The following is a 23,290-nucleotide window of genomic DNA, read 5'->3' on the forward strand; positions in this document are numbered from 1 at the left end:
CCCCCCAAGTCCAGTTCTAAGCAATAATTGGCAAGTAGATTTCAACTTCTTCCCCTTTGCTAACAGGATGATAAGTTTCGACAATATAAAGATCAAGATCTCTTTTATAACCTTGCTCTCTTCCCCAGTTCAGCAAATTTTTATGAAGCTCTTCCAGGTCCTCAACGTTTCCTCTTGTCGTAATATAATAGTTATTCTTCTCTATATACTCCATTCCTTGCGGGGGGTTATTTACTCTCACCTTAACAATTAATCCAACATAAAAATTCCCCGTCGTATGATCGTCACTCTTTTTAGGTTCATACAAAGCAATTTCACTTTCAGTCGGAAAGTCAATCTCACTAGAACGGCTTAATAAATGTTTCGCAAGCCTTGGTACTTCAATTCCAAAGTTTGCATACTCCCCACTGCCTTTTAAACCAACCAGCTTGAATTCTTTTTTAATCATTTTAAACATTTACATCACCTCATTTAGCTCTTTAGAAATCTGGTACATTTCATATTGATTCCATATATAATAAATACCAAAAACAATAGCGATTGACAGGATTATTTTTATGGACTGCTTCATTTCATCCTCCTTAAAAGAATTTTTAATTTTAAATAAATTTTACCATATTTTACTAGATAATAAATATTAATTTGAGCAAAAAAAAATGGCTTAGTCCTTGTGAAAGAACTAAGCCATTGAACAGCATATTTTATTTTCTGTAGTAATCAACAATTCCGTTGTAAATAGATTGTGCATAGATTTCTACATACTTGTCATTGATTAATTTTTTACGGTCTTCTGCATTTGAGATGAACCCAAGTTCGACTAATACAGAAGGAATGATCATATTGCGTGTCACATAATACTGTGCTTCTTTTACCCCTCGGTTTTTCATATCCGCATTTTTGACGATTTCATTATTGATATACGTCGCAAGCTTTTTATCCTCTTCATACTGGTCACCTGTTGTAATGCTGTAATACGTTTCCGTACCTTTCGCACTTGTAGATGTCGCTGAATTTACGTGAATGCTTACATAAACTTCACCGAACTTGTCCTTTGTAAATTTCACGCGGTCCTGAAGGGATGGATACGTATCTCCTGAACGTGTAGTAAATACTTTTGCGCCGTTTGCTTCAAGTTTTTGTTTGACAAGATTGCCTACTTTTAAAACGATCGCTTTTTCCGTACTACCTGAGTTCACAGCACCTGGATCTTTACCACCGTGCCCTGGGTCTAAAATAATAATACGGTCTTTGATAGGGCTGCCTTTTTCGTTTACTAGTTTTATATACGATTTGTGCACATATCCTGTATCTTTGCCCGCTGTCACTTTTGCCCAATAGCCATCAATGGAATGAACCGCAATTACTGATCCTTTTGATAACTTTTTAATTGTCGCTGATGATCCTGAAGCCGATTTGCGCATGTTTAAACTTGCAACCGTTACTTTACCCGTTGTGCCGGATGTAACGACAGGATCGTTATTGTCGGAATCCGTTTCTGTTGGTGGTGGATTCACAATTGAACCACCTACATCCGTTGTGCTATTTTTTACAATATAGCCTGGAATTCCGCTTACTGTTGTTAAATAATAACCGTCAATTTCTTTATAGACTGACAATGTTGAGCCGGCAGAAATTTGTCTAATTTTTTTAGATGACGATGTCGGTTTGTAATACAAATTAATAACTGTATTTGTCTTGACAGCTTTTAATGATGGTCCAATGGCACTGCCGTCCTGTTCAAGGAATTTGGCATATGATTTACTTATATAGCCGTAATAACCTTGATAAGAAACTTTTAACCAATTACCTTCCACAGCATACACCGATAACTTACCACCCGTATTTACTCTGCCAATCACTGAACTTGATGTTGTCGGCTTTGTACGAACATTTAAGCCATCTGTTGTTACTGATACAAGACCAATGACTTGTGTCGTATCAACTGACTCAAGCTGTTCGGGTAAGGCAAGTCGGAATTCATCGCTTTTTGCACGCGCGATAAATGATGCAAACTGTGCACGTGTAACCGAGCCCTTCGGCATATATTTGCCGTCACTACCTTTTGTAATCCCATTATAGTAGATTGCTTTAATATACGGAGCATATGTATTCGAACTCGATACATCTGGGAAGTACACCGGTAAATCTTTATAGTCACTTACATTTAAATTAAATGCGATTGATAAAACGTGACTCATTTCTTCACGAGACAAAGTGGCATTAGGAGAAAATTTCCCTGATGTTTTAGTAAATAATCCAAGTTGACGTGCACGTTCGATGTATGTCGATTGTTCAGTCCCGACTTTAACATCAGTGTACGAGGAATTACTTACTTTTAGTGGACTTTTACCTGCAGCAATAACCGCCATTTTCGCAGCCTGTGCACGCGTCACACTCATGTTGGGTTTGTAGTACGTTTTGCCCTTTTCCTGATATCCTTTAATTGCCCCTAGGCTAATTAAATACTGGATCTCGTCGTAAGTGGCATCGGTTGTCGCAACATCTGCAAATACTACTTTAGCTGATGTCGGTGTAACAGCTAGTGTACAAACGAGGAAGATTGCAACAACCAATGTAATCAATTTTTGATTCATTGTTCCCTATCCTTTCATAAGCTGTCCCCCTCATTGTATAGTACAAAACCGGAAAAAAATAGAGGTAAATCCATATTTAATGTCAAAATCTTGTTACAGTCTAGTTACAAAAAGATTACATAGTATAATAATTTAGGTTTGTAAGGTAGAAGTAAAGGGTAAATAGTCTATTTAACATTGTTATAATAGAGCGAATTGTCGGTGTTTTTTATAAGACAAAAAAAGAATCCAGTTCGTAATATTTCGAACAAATGGATCCTTTAAAAATCTATACTTTTTTATGAATTTGTCATTATTTTTTAGAATTTGATTGAAAATTGTTTTGCGATTGCTCGAATCTCTTCTATTTTTTCCGGTTTTAAATAGTCCATCATCTTCGGAACAAACTGTTCGATATCATCTTTTGTAAAAGTACCTTCATCTTGCTTTTTAAAGTTTTCAGCAAGTAATGCTTTTGCTTCCTCCACCTTATCCTCTTTTACGCGTTGTAAAATGAAGTTTGAAAACATTTCCTGCATATTTTTATCCAATTGCATAATGAGTGCCCCCCTATGATTTTAATTTCTTCCTTACTTTAAAATTATAACAATAAATGCATTTAATAATCTATGGGGATCCAGTTCAAATTAAATATAATAACGAAAGATGCATCCTTCGCCATTAATTACAGTGCCCTTCAAAATAAATAAACAGCTTTGCCTATTACTAGTCCTAAAAATCTTTACTTTCGAATAAAATGCACAAATATGTAATTAATGGGGGATAATTCATGAATTCAATTTTTACCTATATTTTTTTAGGCATAACTATGGCCGCTACATTTGGACCTGTTAAGAACGTCCTATTAAATACAGGTTTAAAGAACGGTTTTTTTCATGCCTGGTTTTTTAGTCTTGGTGCCTTAACTACTGATATTGTATACATGTTCGTCGTTTATTTTGGAGTTGGGAAATTTATTGATTCTTTATTATTGCAAACAATACTATGGTCTTTTGGGTGCTTTGTTCTTTTGTATACAGGGATAGAAAGCTTACTCACTCTACATAAAATTGAAATGAACTCTAAAACCGGCAAAATAGTTAGATTGAGACATTCGTTATTAGCTGGATTGTTAATGTCATTGTTAAATCCAATAACAATTCTTTTTTGGCTAGGAATTTATGGCTCTATCCTCGCGAAAACAGCAGGAATCGCTACAGGATTAGACATCATACTAATTAGTGGAGCCATTTTACTTGGCATTATTTTCGTAGATTTTCTCTATTCATCCTTATCCAGTATTGCCCGTAAGTTATTATCCATTAATCTGTTAAAAACTGTAACCGTTATTTCATCTATATTTATGATCGGATTCGGAATCTACTTTGGAAAGCATGCTTTTCAATTGTTATTCTGAATTGGAGTAATTTACACAATTAGCCGAGTGTATAAAATGAACACGAAAGGAAACCATACCTTAATAAATAGAAAAACAAAATTAGTCGAGGTGTGGTAATGGATAAAAATAAGGATCATGTAAGTATATGGTGTATTGTTAGTTTGACTTCTATCCCGCTCATCATGACTTTAGGAAATTCAATGCTTATTCCTGTGCTCCCCATATTAGAAGACAAAGTCGGGATCACATCATTTCAGTCGAGTATGATTATTACTAGCTATTCAGTCGCAGCCATTTTTCTCATTCCGGTAGCAGGCTATTTATCCGATCGCTTTGGCCGAAAAGTCGTAATATTACCGAGTCTAATATTAGCTTTAATCGGAGGGCTGATCGCCGGGTTCGCTTCATGGAAGATGGATGACCCGTACACAATGATTATTATAGGCAGAATCATTCAAGGTATTGGTGCAGCTGGAGCCATGCCAATCGTTTTGCCTCTTGTAGGTGACCTCTATCAAGATGATGATGAGAAAATCAGCTCAACTTTAGGGATAATAGAAACTTCTAATACGTTCGGAAAAGTGTTGAGTCCTATATTAGGCTCAGTATTTGCTGCTATTTTATGGTTTCTTCCCTTCTTTTCTATCTCTGCACTCAGCCTAATTTCCATTGCACTTATTTTTTTCTTTGTAAAAGTACCTAAAGATAAGGATGAGCCTTTAAAATTTAAGCAATTTATACGTAATACGAAAGAAGTTTTCAAGGATGAAGGAAGATGGTTGTATACCGTATTCCTTAATGGAGTCCTTGTTATGCTTATATTATTCAGTATGTTATTTTTCTTATCAGAAAACCTGGAAAAAGTTCATGATATTAAAGGGATTAAGAAAGGTTTTGTACTGGCTATCCCACTTTTACTGCTTTGCATTTCCTCCTATATTTCCGGTCGGAAAATTAAAGGAGATTTATCCAGAATAAAGAAAATTATAGTGGTCTCCTTGATTGCAATGTCTATCAGCATTGTCTTTGTTGGATACACAAGCAAAAAACTAATCCTCTTATTAATTGTAACAAGCATAGTGGGAATAGCTATTGGCGCATTATTACCTGCTCTAGACACCATTATTACAGATAATATAAGAAAAGAATTACGTGGCACTGTTTCTTCATTTTATAGCTCTGCCAGATTTATCGGTGTTGCAGCAGGTCCGCCTATTATGTCACTCGTCATGAAAAACTATCTCAATATTAGCTATATCACTGCAGGTATATTAGGATTAGTTCTTTTATTGTTTGTGTTCAAGTTCATTAAAGTTGATGAAATCGGAAAATCAAAAGAACCAGCATAAAAATATGGACCTAACAGCAACAGCTGCATAGGTCCTTTTTTATTGGATATTTTCATGCGGATTTTAAACTAAATAGAATTAGGGAAATTCCACAGAAAAGACAAATTATACGTGTGAGAGAAATTTTTTCTGCAAGTCCAAGCAATGCTAGTGCTGTTGTCACAATTAAGACGACCGGACCAACTAGGGCAAGTAGCGTATTAATATAAAAGGCTTTTTCTAAATCATTGAATTTAAACATTAATGCAGCAGCCGTTAACTCTATACTTCCGGACATAATTCTTAAAGCAATGATAATAATGAGTGCCTTGTCCATAAATGTAAACACATCCTTGCTAGTATTGTTACCTAACATATGCAACTAACCCGAGAAATATATTTATACAAACACTTTTTCAAATTCTATAATATTTAAGATAATGGTGGATCTATAACACCCAAGCATAGCCTTAATTATTTCAACTATTTAGAAAATATAATTAAATTCAATTTACATAAGATCTATTTCTATTTAAAATTACAATATAGTAAATGAAGGCGGTGTTTAGTTGAAAAAAATACATTATAGCTGGATTATTCTCGCTATATCTTTCTGCTCCATTATTGCCGCCGGAATAGCGATGGCATCATCCGGAGTTTTCTTAACTCCATTTGAACAAGAGTTTGGCTGGAATCGTCAGGTGATTTCCCTAGCCTTTGGAATCAGTTTGTTTTTCTACGGATTTGCGGGTCCGTTCATGGCTGCATTACTCCAGAAATTCGGACTAAAGAAAATGATGCTTGCTTCTATGGGTACATTACTGATTGGCCTTCTTTTAATTTTCCTCATGAATCAATCATGGCAATTGATCATTATTTGGGGCGTTATTATCGGACTTGGTTCCAGTCTGTTTTTAACCGTTTTAAGTCCATACGTAGCGAATCATTGGTTTAAAGAAAAAAGAGGACTTGCGACAGGGATTTTAACCGCGAGTACTGCAATGGGTCAGTTAATACTGCTCCCTGTCTTAGCCACAATTATCGAAAATTACTCGTGGCGTTGGGCAATCGGTTTAATTATAACGATTAGCGTAGTAATGTTTTTCATCATCTTCTTATTCATGAGAAACACACCTAAAGAAATCGGTATCCTTCCATATGGACAGACAGAGGATATAGAGGTCTTGCACGATCAATCAAAAGGCAATCCAATTGTAATCGCATTTAAAGGGTTAGCTGATGCTATACGCGCTAAAGAATTTTGGTTATTAGCAGGAAGTTTCTTTTTCTGCGGTTTTTCAACAAACGGGCTCGTTGGGACACATTTTATTTCCTATTGCATTAGTTTCGGAATCCCTATCGTGACTGCGGCTTCCTTGCTCTCTTTTATGGGTGTTTTTAATATGGTAGGAACGACACTTTCCGGTTGGCTTTCCGATCGTATTGATAATCGTTGGCTTCTGTTTTGGTATTATCTATTTAGAGGCGCTTCACTTGTCTTGCTGCCTTTTGCGTTAATGGAGGGCAATCTTACTTGGATTCTTGTTTTTTCTGTGTTTTACGGATTGGATTGGGTGGCAACTGTACCGCCGACCATCAATCTTTCAAGACAAATTTTTGGGGTACATAAAAGCGCAATTATTTACGGATGGATTTTTGCTTCCCACCAAGTAGGTGCTGCAACTGCTGCCTATGGTGGAGGTATGCTTTATTCCTATTTTAATACTTATACTTGGGCGTTTTTTATGGCTGGCGTTTGCTGCGTAATGGCAAGTTTATTTGTAATTTTAATAAAGAAACAGCCTCGTTCGGTCAACTAAAATAGGGTGCTTTGATTTAAATTCAAAGCACCTTTTTCATGCAAAAAAAGACTAAAATTCACGTAAGGAATGAATTTTAGCCCGTAAAATTATTTAATGTGGTTCAGCAACTCTTTCACAAAATCATATTCTACATATGTTTTGTTCTTTTCCAATAATGCTGGTGCAACGTCAAAATGTTTTAATGCACGATTATGGCCATATTTTGTCTCTCCACGTGTAATTGTGTATGACAATGCACCTTTTGAGATGATTGCGCCATTTCCTGTTGAAGCAACTTTAAAGTCAAGCTCTTCTGCAACAATTCGTAACGGCACCATGATTTTGCCATCGACTTCTTTATAGTCCTCACCTATTATCGCCTGTATTTCAGGTGCGATTTCAGGGTTTACTACTTCTTCTTCAAGTTTTGGGAACACAACAATTTTTTCAGGTGCTGTCTGTGCTGGAATACTCTTTGTTGTAGGACCGTAAAATACAATCGCGTTGTAGTTTTGCAATTCCTTCGCAGGCACTTTTTCGCCTTTTGTGTTGATAATGACTGATTCCTCATTTAAATTCAGCTTTAATTTTCCGTCATCACTTAAGAAGTTTTCATCAAATTGCGCTACCTTAACTGAGTTAGCTGTATCGTCCTTTTCAACAATTACGACTGGTGGTGCATATTGCGGCGGATAAATTAAGATCATCGGCTGATCTGCATAAATGGATAGTGAAATCGTATCACCGATTTTCAGTTTAACTTCATTGCCATGTTCATCAAAAACAAGTGTTTTGTCATCTACATAGAAGTTGAACACATTGTCATCTTGACCGACCGTAAATAATTGGGCATTTTCCCGCTGCTCGACTGCTGTAATGTTCCCTCTGTGCTGGATAAATGTACCTGCTTTTTCCACTTGTTCAGTCCCTTCTGTTGTTGGCTGCTCAGCATAAGCAGATACGGTTCCGAGTAAGAGTACAGATAATGCTAATGGTGCAATTTTTTTCATATCATTCCATCCTTTCGGTAATTTCACTACATTAGTCGATTTAAAGGAAAAAAGGTTACACGTTCTAGTTATTTTTTTGATATAGCAATGTTGTAAGTGCGATATAATCATATAACGTTAATGTACCACGATCGAATTTTTCCAACCACAATGGCTGAAATGCACCTAATCGAATGCCTTGTTTAAGTTGCTCACGTACTGCTTCTTTATCATTAAAAATTTCTTCCACTTTTTGCTGTAACGCCCTGCTTGTGATTGATTGAGCATCCATTCGTGTTATTGGGGTTGGTGGTGCTACCAGTGTTGAAGGTTTTGTTGTCATTTGAAGTGAAGTTTTCAGGAAATAGCTTCTTAACGACTCGGCTATTCCTTCAATTATTTGGTCTTTATTTGATCGGTATAACTTTGCGTCCTGCTCGGAATTGACAAAGCATATTTCTATGATAATGGCCTTTTTCGTTGTGCCATTTAAAAATGTCAAATTTGTACGGTGTTTGGCACCACGATTTTTAAACATTCCCGCTTTCGCAATTTCGGTACTCATCTTTTGCGCAAACGGAGAAATTGCGGGATTCACATAAAGCACTTCTGTCCCAATTCCTTCTTTCTGTTTAATTCGTGCGGAATTAAAGTGAATGCTGACATCGAGTTCGCGTACAGTTGCGTTATGCCGCTTAACTAAATACGCTAAGTTTTGTTTCTGGCTTTTAGATTGTTTATCGATAATTGTAGTGACCTTAATCCCTTTTTGCTGCAATTTATTCTCGAGCTCCTGCACAACCAGAATAGTCTCCTCCCCTTCATCCATGTAACCAGAGGCGCCAGTCCCCTTTCCATAATGGCCTGCACTAATAGTTAGCATCCTAATTCATCTCCTTTTCAATCTATATTTCCAATAGCGGAATGAAAAAGGGACATTTCGATTTTTATTATATTAATATAAAAACCTCACTTTACATGTTGTAATAGATCGCAGAAAAAACTGTATAGCATTTTGAATATTGATTCGTTACAATGGAGTAATTATACATAATGTGTGAGGGTTAGGCATGAAAAACAAACGAATGATTGGATTTTTATTAGTTGTGAGTGGCAGTTTTTTCTGGGGAATCGGCGGAACGATGGCACAACAACTGTTTTCTCTTGGCATTGAAGTAAGTTGGCTTGTATCAACACGCCTTGTCATTGCTGGGATTCTTCTTTTAATTGCCCAGGCAATATTTAAAGATCATGGGCAAATTTTCAAGATTTGGCGGGAAAGACGGGATGCATTCCGCTTACTCGTTTTTGCAATTGTAGGAATGCTGGGAGTTCAGTACACATATATGGCCTCGATTAAAGAAGGCAATGCGGCGGTAGCAACATTATTGCAATATTTGGCACCGGTTATGATTATTATTTGGGTAACAGTGCGTGGCCTATCCAAATTCACGAAAAAAGATGCAGTAACGATTGTGCTAGCTCTTAGCGGAAGCTTCTTTTTATTAACAAACGGTTCACTTTCCGCGTTTGCTGTGCCGCTGCCTGCGATTCTTTGGGGGTTATTGTCCGGCGTGACCCTTGCGTTTTATACGCTTTATGTCATTCCCCTTTTAAAACGATTCGACTCACTTGTCGTTGTCGGCTGGGCGATGCTGCTTGCTGGATTGACAATGAGTTTTGTGCAGCCTCCATGGGATGTGGATGTATCGGTTTTGACTGGCGCAACAGTATTTTATTTAGTAATTGTGATTATTTTTGGCACGATGCTGGCATTCTGGTTTTACATTGAAAGCCTTCAAACTCTTACTGCTAAGGAAACGAGCCTTCTTGGCAATATTGAACCGCTAACTGCTGTTCTGGCAACCGTGTTATGGCTGAAGGAACCGTTCGGTGGATTCCAATGGCTCGGAACTTCGTTGATTTTGGTGATGATGATCTATATAGCATTGAAGGCGGATCGGCAGAAGGTTGAGGATCTGGATGATGCTGAGGATGCGATGGTAGACAATTGACGTTTGATAATGAAAGTGCTCGCATTGAGTGTGCGGGCGCTTTTTTTATTTGTGAGGCTTCGTCGGAATTGCGAAATCTTCCGCAGAATTCGGAAGCGGGTTTAAGATGTTATCGTGGTTATATTAGAACAATTCATAGGAATGTTAGAAAACCCGGGTGTGTGATAAGACACGGTATAATTTCCGGGAAATGTTAGAGGTAGGTTGGTGGCGTTTTGATTTTATTAGAACAATTACAGCGGATATTAGAAAAATCGAACGGGTTATTAGAACAATTCGCCTGGATATTAGAAAACCCATGTTTGGAGTACGATTTCGGGTGAATTTCCGGGCAAGGTTGAGGACAAGTCGATGTTGTTTTGAAGTTTATTAGAACAATCAGTTGGTATATTGGAAATTTTGATAGTGTTATTAGAAAATCAACGGAGGATATTTGAACATTGGAATAGTTTATTAGAACATTGATCGATTATATTAGAAGCTCAGCAATATATTAGAACTTTTTACGATTTATTAGAAGATCAGAGCTAAATATTAGAAAACCAACACCCTAACCAAACATGTTTACCTCATAATAAAAACCAACTAGCATCTGCTAGTTGGTTTCCCCCCTCTAAAGCTTTTCAAGTTCCTTGAATACATTAAATGCGCCTTCACTCTTATTTGAACAAACAACACTCGTCACACCACTTTCCGGATAAAATGCCGAGTGGAAGCTCACGCCCGGGTCATAGCCCATCACATGGTATTTTGATATAATATCATCCCGCTTATCAATCCACACCCCGTAGCCGTAAAATCGGTCATAGTCGTCATCTGTATGAATATATGGCGTTAATAATTGCTGTGTCATCTCTGGATTTAAAAGCTCAAACTTCATCAATGCTTGCCAAAAACGATGCATATCATCCACTGTGATAAATGCTCCGCCGTCTGCACCGCCTTTTACAGGAACAGAGTAAATATTTGATTTCCAAGAACCGTCTTCCTCATCAATATAGCCGAGTGCCGTATTTGAAGGTAGAGCATCCAGTTCAAAGTAGCCTGACTGCTCCATACCTGCACGCTTGAATACGTTTTCCGTCACATACTCATCAAAGCCCTTGCCGCTCACCTGTTCGACGATAAGACCAAGCAGTATATAGCCCGCATTATTATAATGAAAGCGTTCACCTACTGCCAACTTCATCGGTTCATGCTGGAACAACGGCAAAAAATTATGACCGTATCGCATTAGATACATCGGCTGATTCACCCATAAATCCGCAAAGTCCTTCATTACTTCTTCGTCAAAATAATCCGGTATCCCCGCAGTATGTGTTAACAGATGGTGGATAGTGATTCCCTCGTCGAAATGGGGAAACGGCATGTCCAAAACATCGGATAACTTCGATTCAAATGTAAGCTGCTCCTTCTCTACAAGCTGACATATCGCTACTGCTGTAAAGATTTTGCACCCGGAAGCTATACCGAATCGCGTTTGCTCATTATTCAAAGTATGATGTGTACGATTCGAAAAACCGTTACTGTAATGCTGTAATAATTCATTATTTCGTTTTACCAAAACATTTCCTGAAAAGTCAATCTCTTTCATAATTGCAGTTACTTTTTCATTTATCAAATGCATTTTCATCTTGATCCCCTTTAATTTTGAGTGATTTTAGATAAAAACTGGGTAACTAATATATTCCGAATGAGTTTTTCGGAATAACAAAACTTGGCAATTCAATTTTAACATACCCCTAAGTTTTTTTAGCAATAAAAAAGGACTGCCTTTAACAATTAATTGCTGCAGGCCTGTTTCTCTCATATTGAATGACGTCTTATCCCGAATGTATCCATCTCCATAATTATAACCCGATAAGTATTTGCATTTTAAAATTTTTCACCTGACATAGAGGCTGTTTTCTTATTTTTTCAAAAATTCTTTAAGAATCGACGCTAACTTTTCTGGGGCTACTGTATTTATTTCGTGGCCAACTCCTTCAATCTCCTGAAAACACCCATTTGGTATAAGTTTCGCTACCTGATTCGCTGCCCTTTTATTCGCTATATCCTTTTTTCCACATATAACCAGAGTATTGCACTCGTTCTCTTTTAGGGCTTTGCTAAAATTTAATTCCATCATTGAGGTTGAAATCATTCTTGCTGGAGCTAAGTTTCCGAAAAGGAGCTTCTGGCATAAACCGAAAAATAATATTTTGTATTTTCAATAATAATTTTGGCATTTTGTATTGTGGTGCTATTAATACTAGGGATTGAACTTTTTAGGAGTTCAGTTGCATAATTTAATGCCAGAACTGTACCCAGAGAAAATCCGATAAGTATGATCGGCTCGGAAAATTGCTCTATGTAATCAGAGTAAGGAAGCAATCCCCCCTATTATTTATTGTTTGCTTTTTTCATGTTAAAAAACGCATATCCATTACTCTGGAGATGCGTCATTGATTTGTATTACTCACTAAAATCCAAATTACTTGGTTGTTCAGGTAAATGTTCGATATCAAGCATATTCGTTGTCGGTACTTTTTTCGTTACTTCCTCAAAACGGAAGCCATCCGCCCAAACCTTCCCTTGTCCAATAAGCAAAACACCAAAGTAAATCGAAGAACTATCTTCAGGAACATCTAATACGATTGAATAGTGGTTCCAATCTGACGTTCCCTGTATTGACCGGTTGTCCATATTATCAAATTGAATCGTATCTCCCATGGCATTATCAATCCGGAGCCAAGCCCCACATTTAAATACATTCTCTGTTTTTAGGAAACATGAAAGCTTTATTCGTTTTCCCTTATAGCCATGTGCTTGAAAACCTTGCATCATTGTAGCGAAGTGCTGCGCATTTACTTCACCTTTTGAATAGAGCATTCCGGATTTTGTACCTGTATGAAAAACATTTGAATCTACCGTCACTTCATATAATTCAGGGTTAGATCCACTTAAGCTCCATCCTTTAATCTCTTTATTTTCATTCATTTCTTTTTCCTCCTCCAACATTCTTACAGCTTGCATAAGCTTTCGATATTTTCCGGGTGGCAAGGAGTAAATTTCTTTAAATGCTCTTGTAAATGCTTCCTGCGATTGAAAATGAAATAAGAAGGCAATCGTTAATAATGATTCATTTGAATGCAAAAGAAGTATTGCAGCGGTAGCTAAACGCCGCTCACGAATATATTCACCGATTGACTTACCTGTCTCCTGCTTAAAAATACGCAATAGATGGTATTTTGAGTATCCAATAACGGATGGGAAAGTATCGAGTTGAATTTCTTCAGTTAAATTACTTTCAATAAATGCAATGACTCTTTGTGTTACTTCACTGTAATACAACTTGCTCACCTCAAAATTATCATAACGAATGAAGAGAAATTTTTTTTGATAATTCTTGCTAAAGTTTACCATCCATATTTTAACATAAAAACCAGTAGAAAATTCAGCCTATTTAACGATTCATATATGACGAAAACATGATAATTTAAAGTTATCAAAGATTGAGAGAAGGAAAATGTTATGAATATTAAACATGTTACGATGTATGCGTCTAACTTCGATGCAACAAAACAATTTTATTTAAATAAGTTCCAATTCCCTCTAATTTCAGAAGACTCGGACCGCTTTACAATCCATGTTGGAAAAACAACGGTCACTTTCATTGAGGCTTCCTTGAACGAAAAACCATTTTATCATTTTGCTTTCGATATCCCGTCAAATCAATTTGAAGAAGCGAAAGAATGGGCAAAAGAAAAAGTAACATTATCAAAAAATCAAGGTGATGATGAAGTTTACTTTGAAGGAATTGATGCGAACTCCATCTATTTTGAAGATCCAGCCGGTAATATTGTCGAATTTATTTGTCGCCTTTCAGATGCAAAACAAAGTACAATACCGTTTTCGGCTTCATCCCTCCAAAAGATGTCGGAGATGAGTATTGTTGTAAAGGATAAATTAAAATCCGTCTTGGCGTTACATGCATTTTCTATTTTTGAACGTGATCATAAAGAAATTGCGGCTGAAGGTTTAACATTTATGGGGGCACGCAAAGATGCGTCCTATCTGTTATTAGTAAATGAGGGCCGCACATGGTTCTTTTCAAATAAGAATGCTGAAGTTTTCCCAATGGAGGTATTATTATCGGATGGAGTATTGGTTAAAATTGATGAAAATCTGGAATTGGTGAGTTCGAATCTTGGATGAAATGCTTGAAATCTTTTTAAGGAAACGAGCTTGGTTCTACAAGCTCGTTTGGGCAATCAGAACAATATCTTTCATAACTCTATTGACATCGTTGTTATTCTTGACAATAAATAAATGGTCGGCCTCATGTACTGTTGGATCAACAATATCTTCGCCTAGAGATTCTGCCTGTTGTCTAAAAAGCAGTTCCTCGAAATTTGAAATTGATCCCCTAAATATATTTGTGCTTCTTTGACTTTGTTTTACTCTGGAATGAAGTTCATCATCCGATATATCAAAGTGAACCAATATTCGAACAAAAGATTCAGCTGGGAACACTTCCTCTAGTAAATACTTTCGACCTTTGCTACTACGATTCGAATTGGAAATAATAAAATGAAAATCAGTATGTTCTTTAGCATAATCGACAATAAGATTTGATAAAGAATTTTTGAGGGAATTAGGTCCTTGAACCGGGAGTAGTTTTTGATAAAAAGTATTTAAAAATTCCGCGTGATTATCTTGGTCAATTATAATCGAGTTACTTAAATGTTTCTCTAAAGCATGTGCAAATGTAGTTTTCCCAGAATGGGTTTTGCCCACTGTAATAATTACTAATTTTTTCATCATTGTAACCCCTTTAATAGAAGCACTAGCATAATTACTTATTTAATATCTGTTCCCTTTTATTCTCTTCACTTTTAAACATAAACCTTATGCCTTTACCTGCAAGCGGTTCATCTGCATACCTTGGTAAAACATGAAGATGAGAATGAAATATATGCTGGCCCCCAATTTCTCCACAATTCCATCCGAGATTATATCCTTGAGGTTGATACATTTCATCCAAGTAATTTTTCACATCTAGAAGAAGTGCATAGGTTGCATTCCATTCGTCTACTGTTAAGTCAAATGGAGTTGCTCTATGTACTATAGGTATGATGACGCCAGAACCTTCCAGACAAATTCCTTGCTGTTGTGCCTGTTTCAACTGCAGAAACATACAGTATTCATTTCTCAAAATAAGTTTTTGAGTCGGTTCTAATTCTAGATTACAAAATATACAATCTTTCATTCAGATTCTCTTCCTGACAATAATAATTATTTTACGGTTACATTTAATTAAACAGTCGGCCTTAATTCTTTTCCTGTTCAATAAACAGTACATTGTTTTGTCTAGCTATTCGATAGATTTCGCTTTTATCTTCCTGTAGGAAATGGTTGTTCAAAGGAATTCGAATAGAATTGCCGTCTTTTGATATAAAATTGTATTCTTCGTATCTACCCGTGTCGTCGACATAATATTCAAGCGCTACTTCCTTGATTTCAGTCCATTGAAACGATTTTCCATCAAACAAATTATGCGAAACTACTTTTTCTTTTCCTATATATGTATAGCTTAAAATCGATAAATAAAAAACAAAGATCCCGCATGCAATAAAAACCATTAATAGGCTATATGTGAATTTGTTTTGTTTGATCAACGGGATAATGAATCCGATAAATAATAATAAACATCCAGCCACAACTAGGTTGAAATTTAAACCATTCGGAAAAAGCACGATTGCTGAAGAATCATACAAAAATGTTTTGACATAGAAAACAGGAAAGATTAGCCTAACGAAAGGTAAACTGATAATTGTTAATCCAGCAAGCACTAATAAAAGGAGCCGCGGCGAGTAATTGGTCGTAATTTTAATCCCCCCTAATAGTTAATGAAATATATTAGAAATTATAACAAGGAACCGTGCGCCTTCATTTAAATATGCCTAAAAGAATATTATCTTTTATATCCCTTATTTTAATGAAAAAGGACGTGATACTAAAATAGAATCACGCCCTTAATTTACCTGGCATTTTTTAAGGAAATTAAAATAACTGTGTAAACACTTTTTGAATGCTGAATTGTAAAGTTCTTATAGGTTTAAAGGTAATTGCGTGTAATAGGTTAACTGTGATAGCTGTATGCTGCCAGTCATCTTTATAAGACCGGATAATGTTTTTACGAAACCGTGGAACGTCACTGTTTGCATTAATGATAATGAATGGCTCGTGAGACAAATCAAAGGTTTTACCTTCTATCGTCCATTCAACAAACTGAAGAGCAATTGGTTGGCTCATCTTATTTACAACATCAAAGCTAAAATTCATCGCATCTGTTATTTCATTATGACTGATCCCCATAATTTTCATAAAAAGATCCTGGTCATCAAGTAATAAAAGCTTAATGCCAACATCATCGTACATGTACTCATCACCGCGCCATATTGCCCATTGCTCATCTGTCCACGTGTCCGATTTGCTCATGTCGAATGTCTGCATTTCCATCTGGACATCAATTATTTCTTTTGGTGAAATGCTTTCTTCTAAGAGTACGCTCTCCCGTAAACTAAGTGCATAATTTAAATCGACGTCTTCAACTAAATGCTGTGGCGTCCATGGAATGTGGATATGCGGCAATGTCCCAGTTGCATTGTTATGATTTTTTTCGTATATTTTTGAAATGCTGTAGCTGAATTCAAAATTGCCATAATTCTTAGTTGTGACATTGAAATAATCAAGAATACCCATTGTAGGACGGCCAATTACTATGACTTTTGGTGAATGTTTTAAATTTTTTATAAATGTTTCACCAGAGCTTCCACATGTTACATCTGAAAGAATAAATACCTTTTGAGCGTTTCCTTTAGGCTCAAAAATAAAATCCTCATTGTCTTCTACTTTTTTCATGCCAATACCGTAATTTGTTTTAAATTTTTGAATTTCCTTCTCAAGAAAAGCTTTCGTTGCTTCATCAAGCGGCTGCTTTAAGTAATCTGATAATGATTCAATCCATAAATCACAGTTGTTAGCTGTATAATTTGTATACATTGCTTCATCGGGTTGAACGATTTGTGAGGCACGAACGGTTTCATCAATTGTATAGCCAACTAGCGGAAAATAAAAAAGGTCGTTGCCACCGTAGTTTACACGTACATCAAATATAATGTTTTGAATGGAGTTTAAAAGTACTTCATGTTCTTCCATCATTTTTTGAATCGGTTCGCTTTGGCCAAAGTCCGTCAGCTTAATATAAACCGTGTTTTCATCAAGCTGCTTTAAATCATATATTGGCGTATAAGCAGGTCGACTATATTCCGATAAATCGAGCTCATACTGTTCGCCATCTCGCTCATATGTAATATGCTCAACAAATGGAAGCAAATTATTCCATGTTTGACGCTCGAATATGTCGTGTTGTAAATATGTAGAGTAACGGGAAGCAGCAAGGTTAATAGAATCATCGTCGATTGCTATTATTTTATCGCCGACATGCAAGTGCAGCTCTCCTAAAATTTCTGTAACATATAGCGCATCTTCATAGCGACGTACACGAAAACCACGGAATGGCACTTCACTTTTTTTATTTCTGAAAGACAGGTGGCCATCTTTAAAACCATATAAATATTCTTGAATTGTTTGAGTGAACGTTGCATCATCCATGTTGTTTGTTACAGTATAACGCTCAGGATAGTTATACTTCTTTTTGTCTTCGTAACCTGCATAATCATTTTTTAGAATTGAAACAATATCATTAAAAATCTCAGTTTTGGTGTACATGTAATCACTCCGTTATCCTTATTTTTTTTCTGACATTTCTTTTGCATCAACAACGCTGAAGTATCTCACCCTCCCCTGCATTTTGTACAATTAAGTATTAAACCGATGTAAAAAGTAAGCTACTCTATGCTTTTATTTCCCTTATACTGTAAACTCTTCAATTTAAATTAAGCATTGTGCATATGCCCTTTTCAATAATCTTTCCCGCAAGAAACACAACGGTTATCCGTGTCAGTTTCTCCATACATCCGAAGTTCCTTTTCAATATTACATACACGACATTTTTCAAAGCGGATTTGCGGGAGTTTACCGGCTTCAGCCAAGATAACCCATTGTTCTTCATATAATTTTTTAGTCATACCATAGTCAATTAAAACAAGGTGCCCCTCTTCATCCAAACCGTAATTTCCACTATCTTTAAAATCAAAGCCATCCAATTCATGATCGATTACATGGAGTGCAGCTTTTAAATCTTCCGTTATTCTTGAATCCGTCTCCAAATCAATATCGTATGAGCAGTGATTGTTTAAAGGGAGTTGCTCATAAAAAGGCTGAATGACATATTTATCATTCATATAAAGAATGGGCGCGATATGCTTTTCTTACCCCTTCATTCCCAACGTCTGATACATTTCATATTCAATTTTACTTTGAGCATATCCAATAGGATGCAAAAAGGTTTTAATTACAAAGTTTTCAAAACGATAAACTTTTCTTGTTGAGCCGATTCCAATCATCTCAGCTTGTTTAAGCAAATCTTCTATGTGTTCTACTACTGTGGAAATATTCATTTTCTTCATCCCCGAATCATCTATGTATTTAGTTCTCGTGTTTACAGCTACTTCTAAAGATTGGATCTATTATCCTTCATACCAGCATTCATCGAATTCGAGGTTTTAAGTCGTGCCTAAACGAGAAATCGTGGAACTTGGATAGCTAAATAAAAAATAAGCGCTAATTCTTTAAAAAGAATAGCGCATGAAAACTATCCAGAAATTTTTGTTCCCTGATGAAAATGCATCTTCCACTGTCCATCGACAAATTTCCAAATCGAACTCCGTAATGAATGTTGTTTGTTTAACTCATTATAAATCCGATACGTTGCTAGAACGATTTCTTCAGACAGTAAATGTATTTCAAAGTCACTCATCGTCATTTGTACGATTCCAAGAGTCGTTTCGCTAATCTCCTCATCTTTGTACAATACTTTTCCTGAGCTTCCAAATTCAAAAAAATTATCTGCAAGCAAGTTCATTAGCTCCTCTTTTGATGTCCGTATTTCAGGTGCCAACAATTTGTTTTCTAGTTGAAATAACTGTTTTTCTAATACTGACCTATTCTCCAATTTCTAAACACCTTTTCTGTTCATGTTATTGTAAATTGTACTATCCTAATCTGTAACAGGAATAGTAGGTGATTGGCAACCATATGAGTATGCAAGACAACTAAAGCCAGCCTTTTCAAGAATAGGTTTACTCATTGGACTGGCATCAACCGTGAGGAACGAATATCCCTTCTCATAAGCTTTTTGTGCACGAACAGCCAATAGTTTTGAATAATAACCATTTCCTCGGAATTGTGGAAGTGTTGACCCACCCCATAAGCTGGCAAAGGATGAAGTATTCTCTAAATACATCCATGCAGCACTTACAAGCTGGCCGTCGTCATAAATCCCATAAATATATAGTGAGTCAGGACTATTTTGTTTATCTCTCCAAAGTCTTTCTCCAAGCTCTGCATGGGATCCATTCCAGATAGCATCTTCTAGCGCAATAACATCATGGATGCCTTGTTCATCCGTTATTTCCTTTACTACATGCAAATCAAAATTTGTAAGGAAAGGATGACTTTCCGATAATTTTATGACCATCAGTGCTTCTGGATTATCGATCGTAAATCCTTCTTGTTTAAGTATTTCAGTCAAATTATCAGGTTTGTCATAGCTGTACACTTTCCATTCAAAACTCTGCTTAAGGTTACCGAAATAATTTAACTCATTTCGAATCACTTCCCTAGCAGAACTTTCATTTACATTAGAACTTAAAATAAATCCGCCTTCGTTAAATTTTGAAATATGACGAACAACATGGTCGGTTTCTTCTCTTCTAAAACCTGGTGTTACAGCTTCTTGGCGTAGTTCTTTATGAAAAAGTGCAATCCATTCGTATTTATCCATAGCTGATTTCCTTTCAACGCATCAAATATTTTCATTACAAAAAATTGAAGAACTTATATATATAGTAAACTAATTATACATGTTTTTGTTTAGTCTTCCTCAATTTCTTCGGCAAATTTATTGATTCTTTCTAACATTGGCGGATGAGTATAGCGGAACCATTTGACAAGTGCTGGCGGGTTAACTTCACTAAGTCCGGCTTTCGTCAACTGTTGAAATGATGAGACCGCTGCCTCAGGATTTTCTACAAGTTCAATTGCAAATTCATCAGCCCGGATTTCCTGATACCGTGAAATCGCATTGGACAATGGGCTTGAGAAGAAAACGAGAAACGATGAAATTAATAAAAATAATGGCAAGGAGTTCATATTGCCCATATCTTTAATTTTCAAAACTGGTCCATAACGGCGAATCATCCAAGGCATAATCTTTGAGATTAGCCATAGTCCAATAAGTGTCATAAATAAATAGACCGCGATGTTTATATAGATATCCTTCAGCAAGTAATGACCCATCTCGTGTGCCATGATAAAGAGTATTTCATCATCCGTTAATCGGTTTAATGTTGTATCCCATAGTACTATCCGGGAATTTTCGCCGATCCCTGTCACATAGGCATTTAAAGCATTCGTTTTCTCCGACATATTCACTTCATACACATGTTCAGATGGAATATTCGCCTGCTCTGCAAGAGAAAGAATTTTCGTCTCTAACGCTTTATCTTTTAATGGTGAGAAATCATTGTAGATCGGGTCGATCACGACGGGCTGGATGAACATAAGGAAAATTGAAAACGGCACAGTTAAAGCCCATGCATAGAGCCACCATTTTTTCGGGCTTTTTCTGATGAGCCAATAGAGTACCGCTACCATGATTACCGACATCCCTAACTCAAGCCAAAAATCAATTATATTTTCCCGCATCCATGATGAAAAGATCTGCGTACTGATGCCATAGCTTTTGCTAAGCGTATAGCGGAAATAATCCAGCGGAAATTGGATGATGAACAATAGCAAGGACAGGAAAAACAGATACATCGTTGTTCTGAAAATAGACCATTTAAATTGATCAGAACTCCATTTCTCGAACAAACGTGAAATTCCCATAATTAAAATAACGAAGTAAAGCAGCCATTCCAACGGCGTTGTGATAAAGAACAGGAAATTCCTTACTTTTGATAACTCTTCACTTAATAACAACTCCTGCGTTGTAAGAAAAGTGCTTGGATCTGCAGCCGTTCCTTGAAGAGCGGCTGGAATCCCACTATTTTGTCCATGGAAAAAATACAAATACATTGCGACAACATAAAGTCCAAATGCAAAAACAGCCAGTAAACCCCATTTTTTTGTCATTCCTTCTACACCTCAATTCATTCGTTACCATATCCTATTATTGAAATGTGGAAATCATTTCTGCCAAGTTGGTCATACTCCTTTTTTGATGGTTCTATACGTCTTGGAATCTTCATAAATTGGACTCAATCTTAAATTGAATTAACAAGGAGCGCTTAATCATGTTGTTTGCTGTTCATTATTTGGAAAATAAAACACCCGTCCTAAGTCAGTGTCTAGAACGTATTCCTGAGGTAGACGAGGATATAAAAATTAAAGGTCGTAAAGGAAAAGTTTTAAATGTCGTTCAAATTGAAGAAAGTAAATATCATGTGCATGTCCTCTTAGAAAAAATAAATAAAAATCAAGCTGTATTGAAAGACGATAAAAAGAAAAGACGTTGAGGAACATGAGAAAACTAGTGTAACTATTCTAAAAATAAAGTAAAAATATAACAGTTCCCTATATACCTCCCCCTCTGTAAATGCTATAATAACAGTTAAGAACATGACTTTATCTGTTTCTTATCACGGTCTTGTAGCTCAGTTGGGAGAGCACCACCTCGACAAGGTGGGGGTCGCAAGTTCGAGACTTGTCGAGACCATCATTTCAAGTGCCCGTAAACGTTGTTATATCAACGTTTATGGGCACTTCCTTTTTGAGAGACTTTCTACTTTATGCCTGATTTTTTGGATTTGTCCGCAATTTGTCCGCAGGATTTTTTCCATTTATTTAGTGCTACTTTGGATGGCTTTGTGAAAAATGTCTGCAATGTCATTATCTGCATTAGGCAATAGGTGTGCATAGAATTCCAATGTGATTTTAGGGTTGGCGTGACCTAACCGCTTTGAAATTTTAACGATGTCTACACCTTCTGAAATGAGTATTGATGCATGGGTGTGACGAATATCATGAAAACGAATGTTAGGTACTTTTGTACTTTTAATAAGCCGCTTTAAGACCCGAACAACATTTCGTGGATCTTGTAAGGTCCCCGTATTGGTACAAATGACTAAGTCGTTATCTTCATATATCTGACCAACTAATCCCTTCCACTCTTCTTGACGCTGTTTGTGAATCCGTAATCCATGAAGCACAAATTCAGGAATCGGAATTTGACGTTTCGAATTTTTTGTTTTCAATGTCGTAAACATATAACCACTTTTAGGGACATGCGCTAATGACCTGCAAACGTGAATCATCTTTTTATCAAAATCAATGTCACTCCACTGTAACCCTAAAATTTCTCCTCTACGCATGCCTGTATAAATCGCAAGTAAAAATGTTAAATAGTGTCTTTCACCTTTACATTGTTGAAGAAATTGGGAAATTTCATCTAGAGACCATATAGACATCTCTTCATACTTCACAGAAGGTGGATCAGCATCTGCTACTGGATTAACCGAAATCTTCCTCCATTTTACCGCTTGATTAAATGCCTGGCTTAATAACTGATGCATCTTTCGAATATAGCTCGTACTATAGTTCTCTTTTAATTTAAGGTTATAAAAAAGATCAATGTCTGCTGGTGTTATCTTGGCAATTTCTTTCTTAGCAAATGGATTTTCAGCTAAGATGTGCTTCTCTATAATGTATTGACTATTTGTTGCAGACGTTTGTTTAATCCGATTTTTGTAATGGTTTTCAAACCAATTGACAATATACTCCGAAAAAATTTCTTTACTGAGAACTATATATCGATTTTCATCTAACAGCAATTCAATCTTCCGCGCAGCTGCCTCAGCATCCTTCTTTTTAATAAATCCACCTTTGCTTATTTGCTTACGTTTCCCAGTTAACGGGTCATGACCTATATCAATTGCATACGAATACGTTTTACCTCTTTTTCTGATGTGCGCCAATTATTTCATACCTCCAAACTCATTTTTGCACAACAAAAA

24 protein-coding genes and 1 tRNA gene are annotated in these 23,290 nt (G+C 36.3%); 7 read left to right on the top strand and 18 right to left on the bottom strand.

From position 1 onward, the window contains the following. Positions 1–16: 16 nt before the first annotated feature. The 3 genes from CBM15_RS07785 to CBM15_RS07800 form a co-directional block, all read right to left on the bottom strand. Positions 17–457, bottom strand: coding sequence for a GyrI-like domain-containing protein (locus CBM15_RS07785; protein ID WP_087616900.1), 441 nt, complete (start codon positions 455–457; stop codon positions 17–19). A gap of 244 nt (positions 458–701) precedes the next feature. Next, positions 702–2,594 carry an N-acetylmuramoyl-L-alanine amidase gene (locus CBM15_RS07795; RefSeq protein WP_087616903.1) on the bottom strand — a complete coding sequence of 631 codons (1,893 nt, stop codon included), beginning with the start codon at positions 2,592–2,594 and terminating at the stop codon, positions 702–704. Between the two features lie 299 nt (positions 2,595–2,893). Further along, complete coding sequence (locus CBM15_RS07800) at positions 2,894–3,130, bottom strand: hypothetical protein (RefSeq protein WP_087616905.1); 237 nt, start codon at positions 3,128–3,130, stop codon at positions 2,894–2,896. A 233-nt stretch (positions 3,131–3,363) separates the two neighbouring features. Between CBM15_RS07800 and CBM15_RS07805 the strand changes: the two genes are divergently transcribed. Together CBM15_RS07805 and CBM15_RS07810 are read left to right on the top strand one after the other, a co-directional pair. Next, positions 3,364–3,990, top strand: a complete 627-nt coding sequence (locus CBM15_RS07805; RefSeq protein ID WP_014823720.1) for a LysE family transporter — start codon at positions 3,364–3,366, stop codon at positions 3,988–3,990. A 98-nt stretch (positions 3,991–4,088) separates the two neighbouring features. After that, positions 4,089–5,321, top strand: coding sequence for an MFS transporter (locus tag CBM15_RS07810; protein ID WP_087616907.1), 1,233 nt, complete (start codon positions 4,089–4,091; stop codon positions 5,319–5,321). 52 nt (positions 5,322–5,373) lie between these two features. Here the strand turns inward: CBM15_RS07810 and CBM15_RS07815 are convergent, their stop codons facing one another. Then, positions 5,374–5,637 carry a YqhV family protein gene (locus tag CBM15_RS07815; RefSeq protein WP_420820144.1) on the bottom strand — a complete coding sequence of 88 codons (264 nt, stop codon included), beginning with the start codon at positions 5,635–5,637 and terminating at the stop codon, positions 5,374–5,376. A 232-nt stretch (positions 5,638–5,869) separates the two neighbouring features. Here CBM15_RS07815 and CBM15_RS07820 point away from each other — a divergent pair, with 232 nt between their 5' ends. Further along, positions 5,870–7,120: an MFS transporter gene (locus CBM15_RS07820; protein WP_087616909.1), complete on the top strand. Its 1,251-nt coding sequence runs from the start codon at positions 5,870–5,872 to the stop codon at positions 7,118–7,120. A gap of 89 nt (positions 7,121–7,209) precedes the next feature. Here the strand turns inward: CBM15_RS07820 and CBM15_RS07825 are convergent, their stop codons facing one another. Both CBM15_RS07825 and CBM15_RS07830 read right to left on the bottom strand, forming a co-directional pair. Beyond that, positions 7,210–8,112 carry a stalk domain-containing protein gene (locus tag CBM15_RS07825; protein WP_087616911.1) on the bottom strand — a complete coding sequence of 301 codons (903 nt, stop codon included), beginning with the start codon at positions 8,110–8,112 and terminating at the stop codon, positions 7,210–7,212. A 64-nt stretch (positions 8,113–8,176) separates the two neighbouring features. Further along, a complete protein-coding gene (locus tag CBM15_RS07830; protein WP_087616913.1) occupies positions 8,177–8,974 on the bottom strand; it encodes an N-acetylmuramoyl-L-alanine amidase in 798 nt (265 codons plus the stop codon). Between the two features lie 187 nt (positions 8,975–9,161). Here CBM15_RS07830 and CBM15_RS07835 point away from each other — a divergent pair, with 187 nt between their 5' ends. Beyond that, positions 9,162–10,106, top strand: a complete 945-nt coding sequence (locus CBM15_RS07835) for an EamA family transporter (RefSeq protein WP_087616915.1) — start codon at positions 9,162–9,164, stop codon at positions 10,104–10,106. Between the two features lie 613 nt (positions 10,107–10,719). Here CBM15_RS07835 and CBM15_RS07840 read toward each other — a convergent pair. Then, positions 10,720–11,739, bottom strand: coding sequence for a serine hydrolase domain-containing protein (locus tag CBM15_RS07840; protein WP_087616917.1), 1,020 nt, complete (start codon positions 11,737–11,739; stop codon positions 10,720–10,722). Positions 11,740–12,560: 821 nt separating this feature from the next. Then, a complete protein-coding gene (locus tag CBM15_RS07850; RefSeq protein ID WP_087616923.1) occupies positions 12,561–13,439 on the bottom strand; it encodes a helix-turn-helix domain-containing protein in 879 nt (292 codons plus the stop codon). Between the two features lie 180 nt (positions 13,440–13,619). Between CBM15_RS07850 and CBM15_RS07855 the strand changes: the two genes are divergently transcribed. Beyond that, positions 13,620–14,303, top strand: a complete 684-nt coding sequence (locus CBM15_RS07855; RefSeq protein ID WP_087616925.1) for a VOC family protein — start codon at positions 13,620–13,622, stop codon at positions 14,301–14,303. A 36-nt stretch (positions 14,304–14,339) separates the two neighbouring features. On the opposite strand, the gene CBM15_RS07860 is transcribed toward CBM15_RS07855, so the two are convergent. The 9 genes from CBM15_RS07860 to CBM15_RS07895 all read right to left on the bottom strand — a co-directional run bounded on the left by CBM15_RS07860 (position 14,340) and on the right by CBM15_RS07895 (position 21,410). After that, positions 14,340–14,909 carry an AAA family ATPase gene (locus tag CBM15_RS07860; RefSeq protein WP_087616928.1) on the bottom strand — a complete coding sequence of 190 codons (570 nt, stop codon included), beginning with the start codon at positions 14,907–14,909 and terminating at the stop codon, positions 14,340–14,342. A 34-nt stretch (positions 14,910–14,943) separates the two neighbouring features. After that, the gene (locus tag CBM15_RS07865; RefSeq protein WP_087616930.1) at positions 14,944–15,357 is read right to left on the bottom strand and encodes an HIT family protein; all 414 of its coding nucleotides are present in this window, start codon (positions 15,355–15,357) and stop codon (positions 14,944–14,946) included. A 61-nt stretch (positions 15,358–15,418) separates the two neighbouring features. Then, the gene (locus CBM15_RS07870) at positions 15,419–15,865 is read right to left on the bottom strand and encodes a hypothetical protein (protein ID WP_140405555.1); all 447 of its coding nucleotides are present in this window, start codon (positions 15,863–15,865) and stop codon (positions 15,419–15,421) included. A gap of 286 nt (positions 15,866–16,151) precedes the next feature. Beyond that, positions 16,152–17,882, bottom strand: a complete 1,731-nt coding sequence (locus tag CBM15_RS07875; RefSeq protein WP_087616933.1) for a S41 family peptidase — start codon at positions 17,880–17,882, stop codon at positions 16,152–16,154. 191 nt (positions 17,883–18,073) lie between these two features. Further along, entirely contained in the window at positions 18,074–18,457 is a 384-nt protein-coding gene (locus CBM15_RS19520) for a hypothetical protein (protein WP_239534669.1), read from the bottom strand. A 27-nt stretch (positions 18,458–18,484) separates the two neighbouring features. After that, entirely contained in the window at positions 18,485–18,673 is a 189-nt protein-coding gene (locus CBM15_RS19525; RefSeq protein ID WP_239534670.1) for a hypothetical protein, read from the bottom strand. Positions 18,674–18,867: 194 nt separating this feature from the next. Then, entirely contained in the window at positions 18,868–19,227 is a 360-nt protein-coding gene (locus tag CBM15_RS07885; RefSeq protein WP_087616935.1) for a nuclear transport factor 2 family protein, read from the bottom strand. A gap of 45 nt (positions 19,228–19,272) precedes the next feature. Next, positions 19,273–20,058: a GNAT family N-acetyltransferase gene (locus tag CBM15_RS07890; RefSeq protein ID WP_087616937.1), complete on the bottom strand. Its 786-nt coding sequence runs from the start codon at positions 20,056–20,058 to the stop codon at positions 19,273–19,275. Positions 20,059–20,147: 89 nt separating this feature from the next. After that, positions 20,148–21,410 (bottom strand): M48 family metallopeptidase, encoded by a 1,263-nt coding sequence (locus tag CBM15_RS07895; protein WP_087616940.1) that lies wholly within the window; start codon positions 21,408–21,410, stop codon positions 20,148–20,150. Between the two features lie 161 nt (positions 21,411–21,571). On the opposite strand from CBM15_RS07895, the gene CBM15_RS07900 reads away from it, so the two are divergent. Together CBM15_RS07900 and CBM15_RS07905 are read left to right on the top strand one after the other, a co-directional pair. Next, positions 21,572–21,793 carry a hypothetical protein gene (locus CBM15_RS07900; protein ID WP_087616942.1) on the top strand — a complete coding sequence of 74 codons (222 nt, stop codon included), beginning with the start codon at positions 21,572–21,574 and terminating at the stop codon, positions 21,791–21,793. 127 nt (positions 21,794–21,920) lie between these two features. Further along, positions 21,921–21,993 (top strand) — tRNA-Val (locus CBM15_RS07905). A 124-nt stretch (positions 21,994–22,117) separates the two neighbouring features. Here the strand turns inward: CBM15_RS07905 and CBM15_RS07910 are convergent. Beyond that, positions 22,118–23,251, bottom strand: a complete 1,134-nt coding sequence (locus CBM15_RS07910) for a site-specific integrase (protein WP_087616945.1) — start codon at positions 23,249–23,251, stop codon at positions 22,118–22,120. Positions 23,252–23,290: the final 39 nt, after the last annotated feature.

Origin of the sequence: Solibacillus kalamii, from assembly GCF_002174535.1 — a bacterium.
GTDB classification, from domain to species: domain Bacteria; phylum Bacillota; class Bacilli; order Bacillales_A; family Planococcaceae; genus Solibacillus; species Solibacillus silvestris.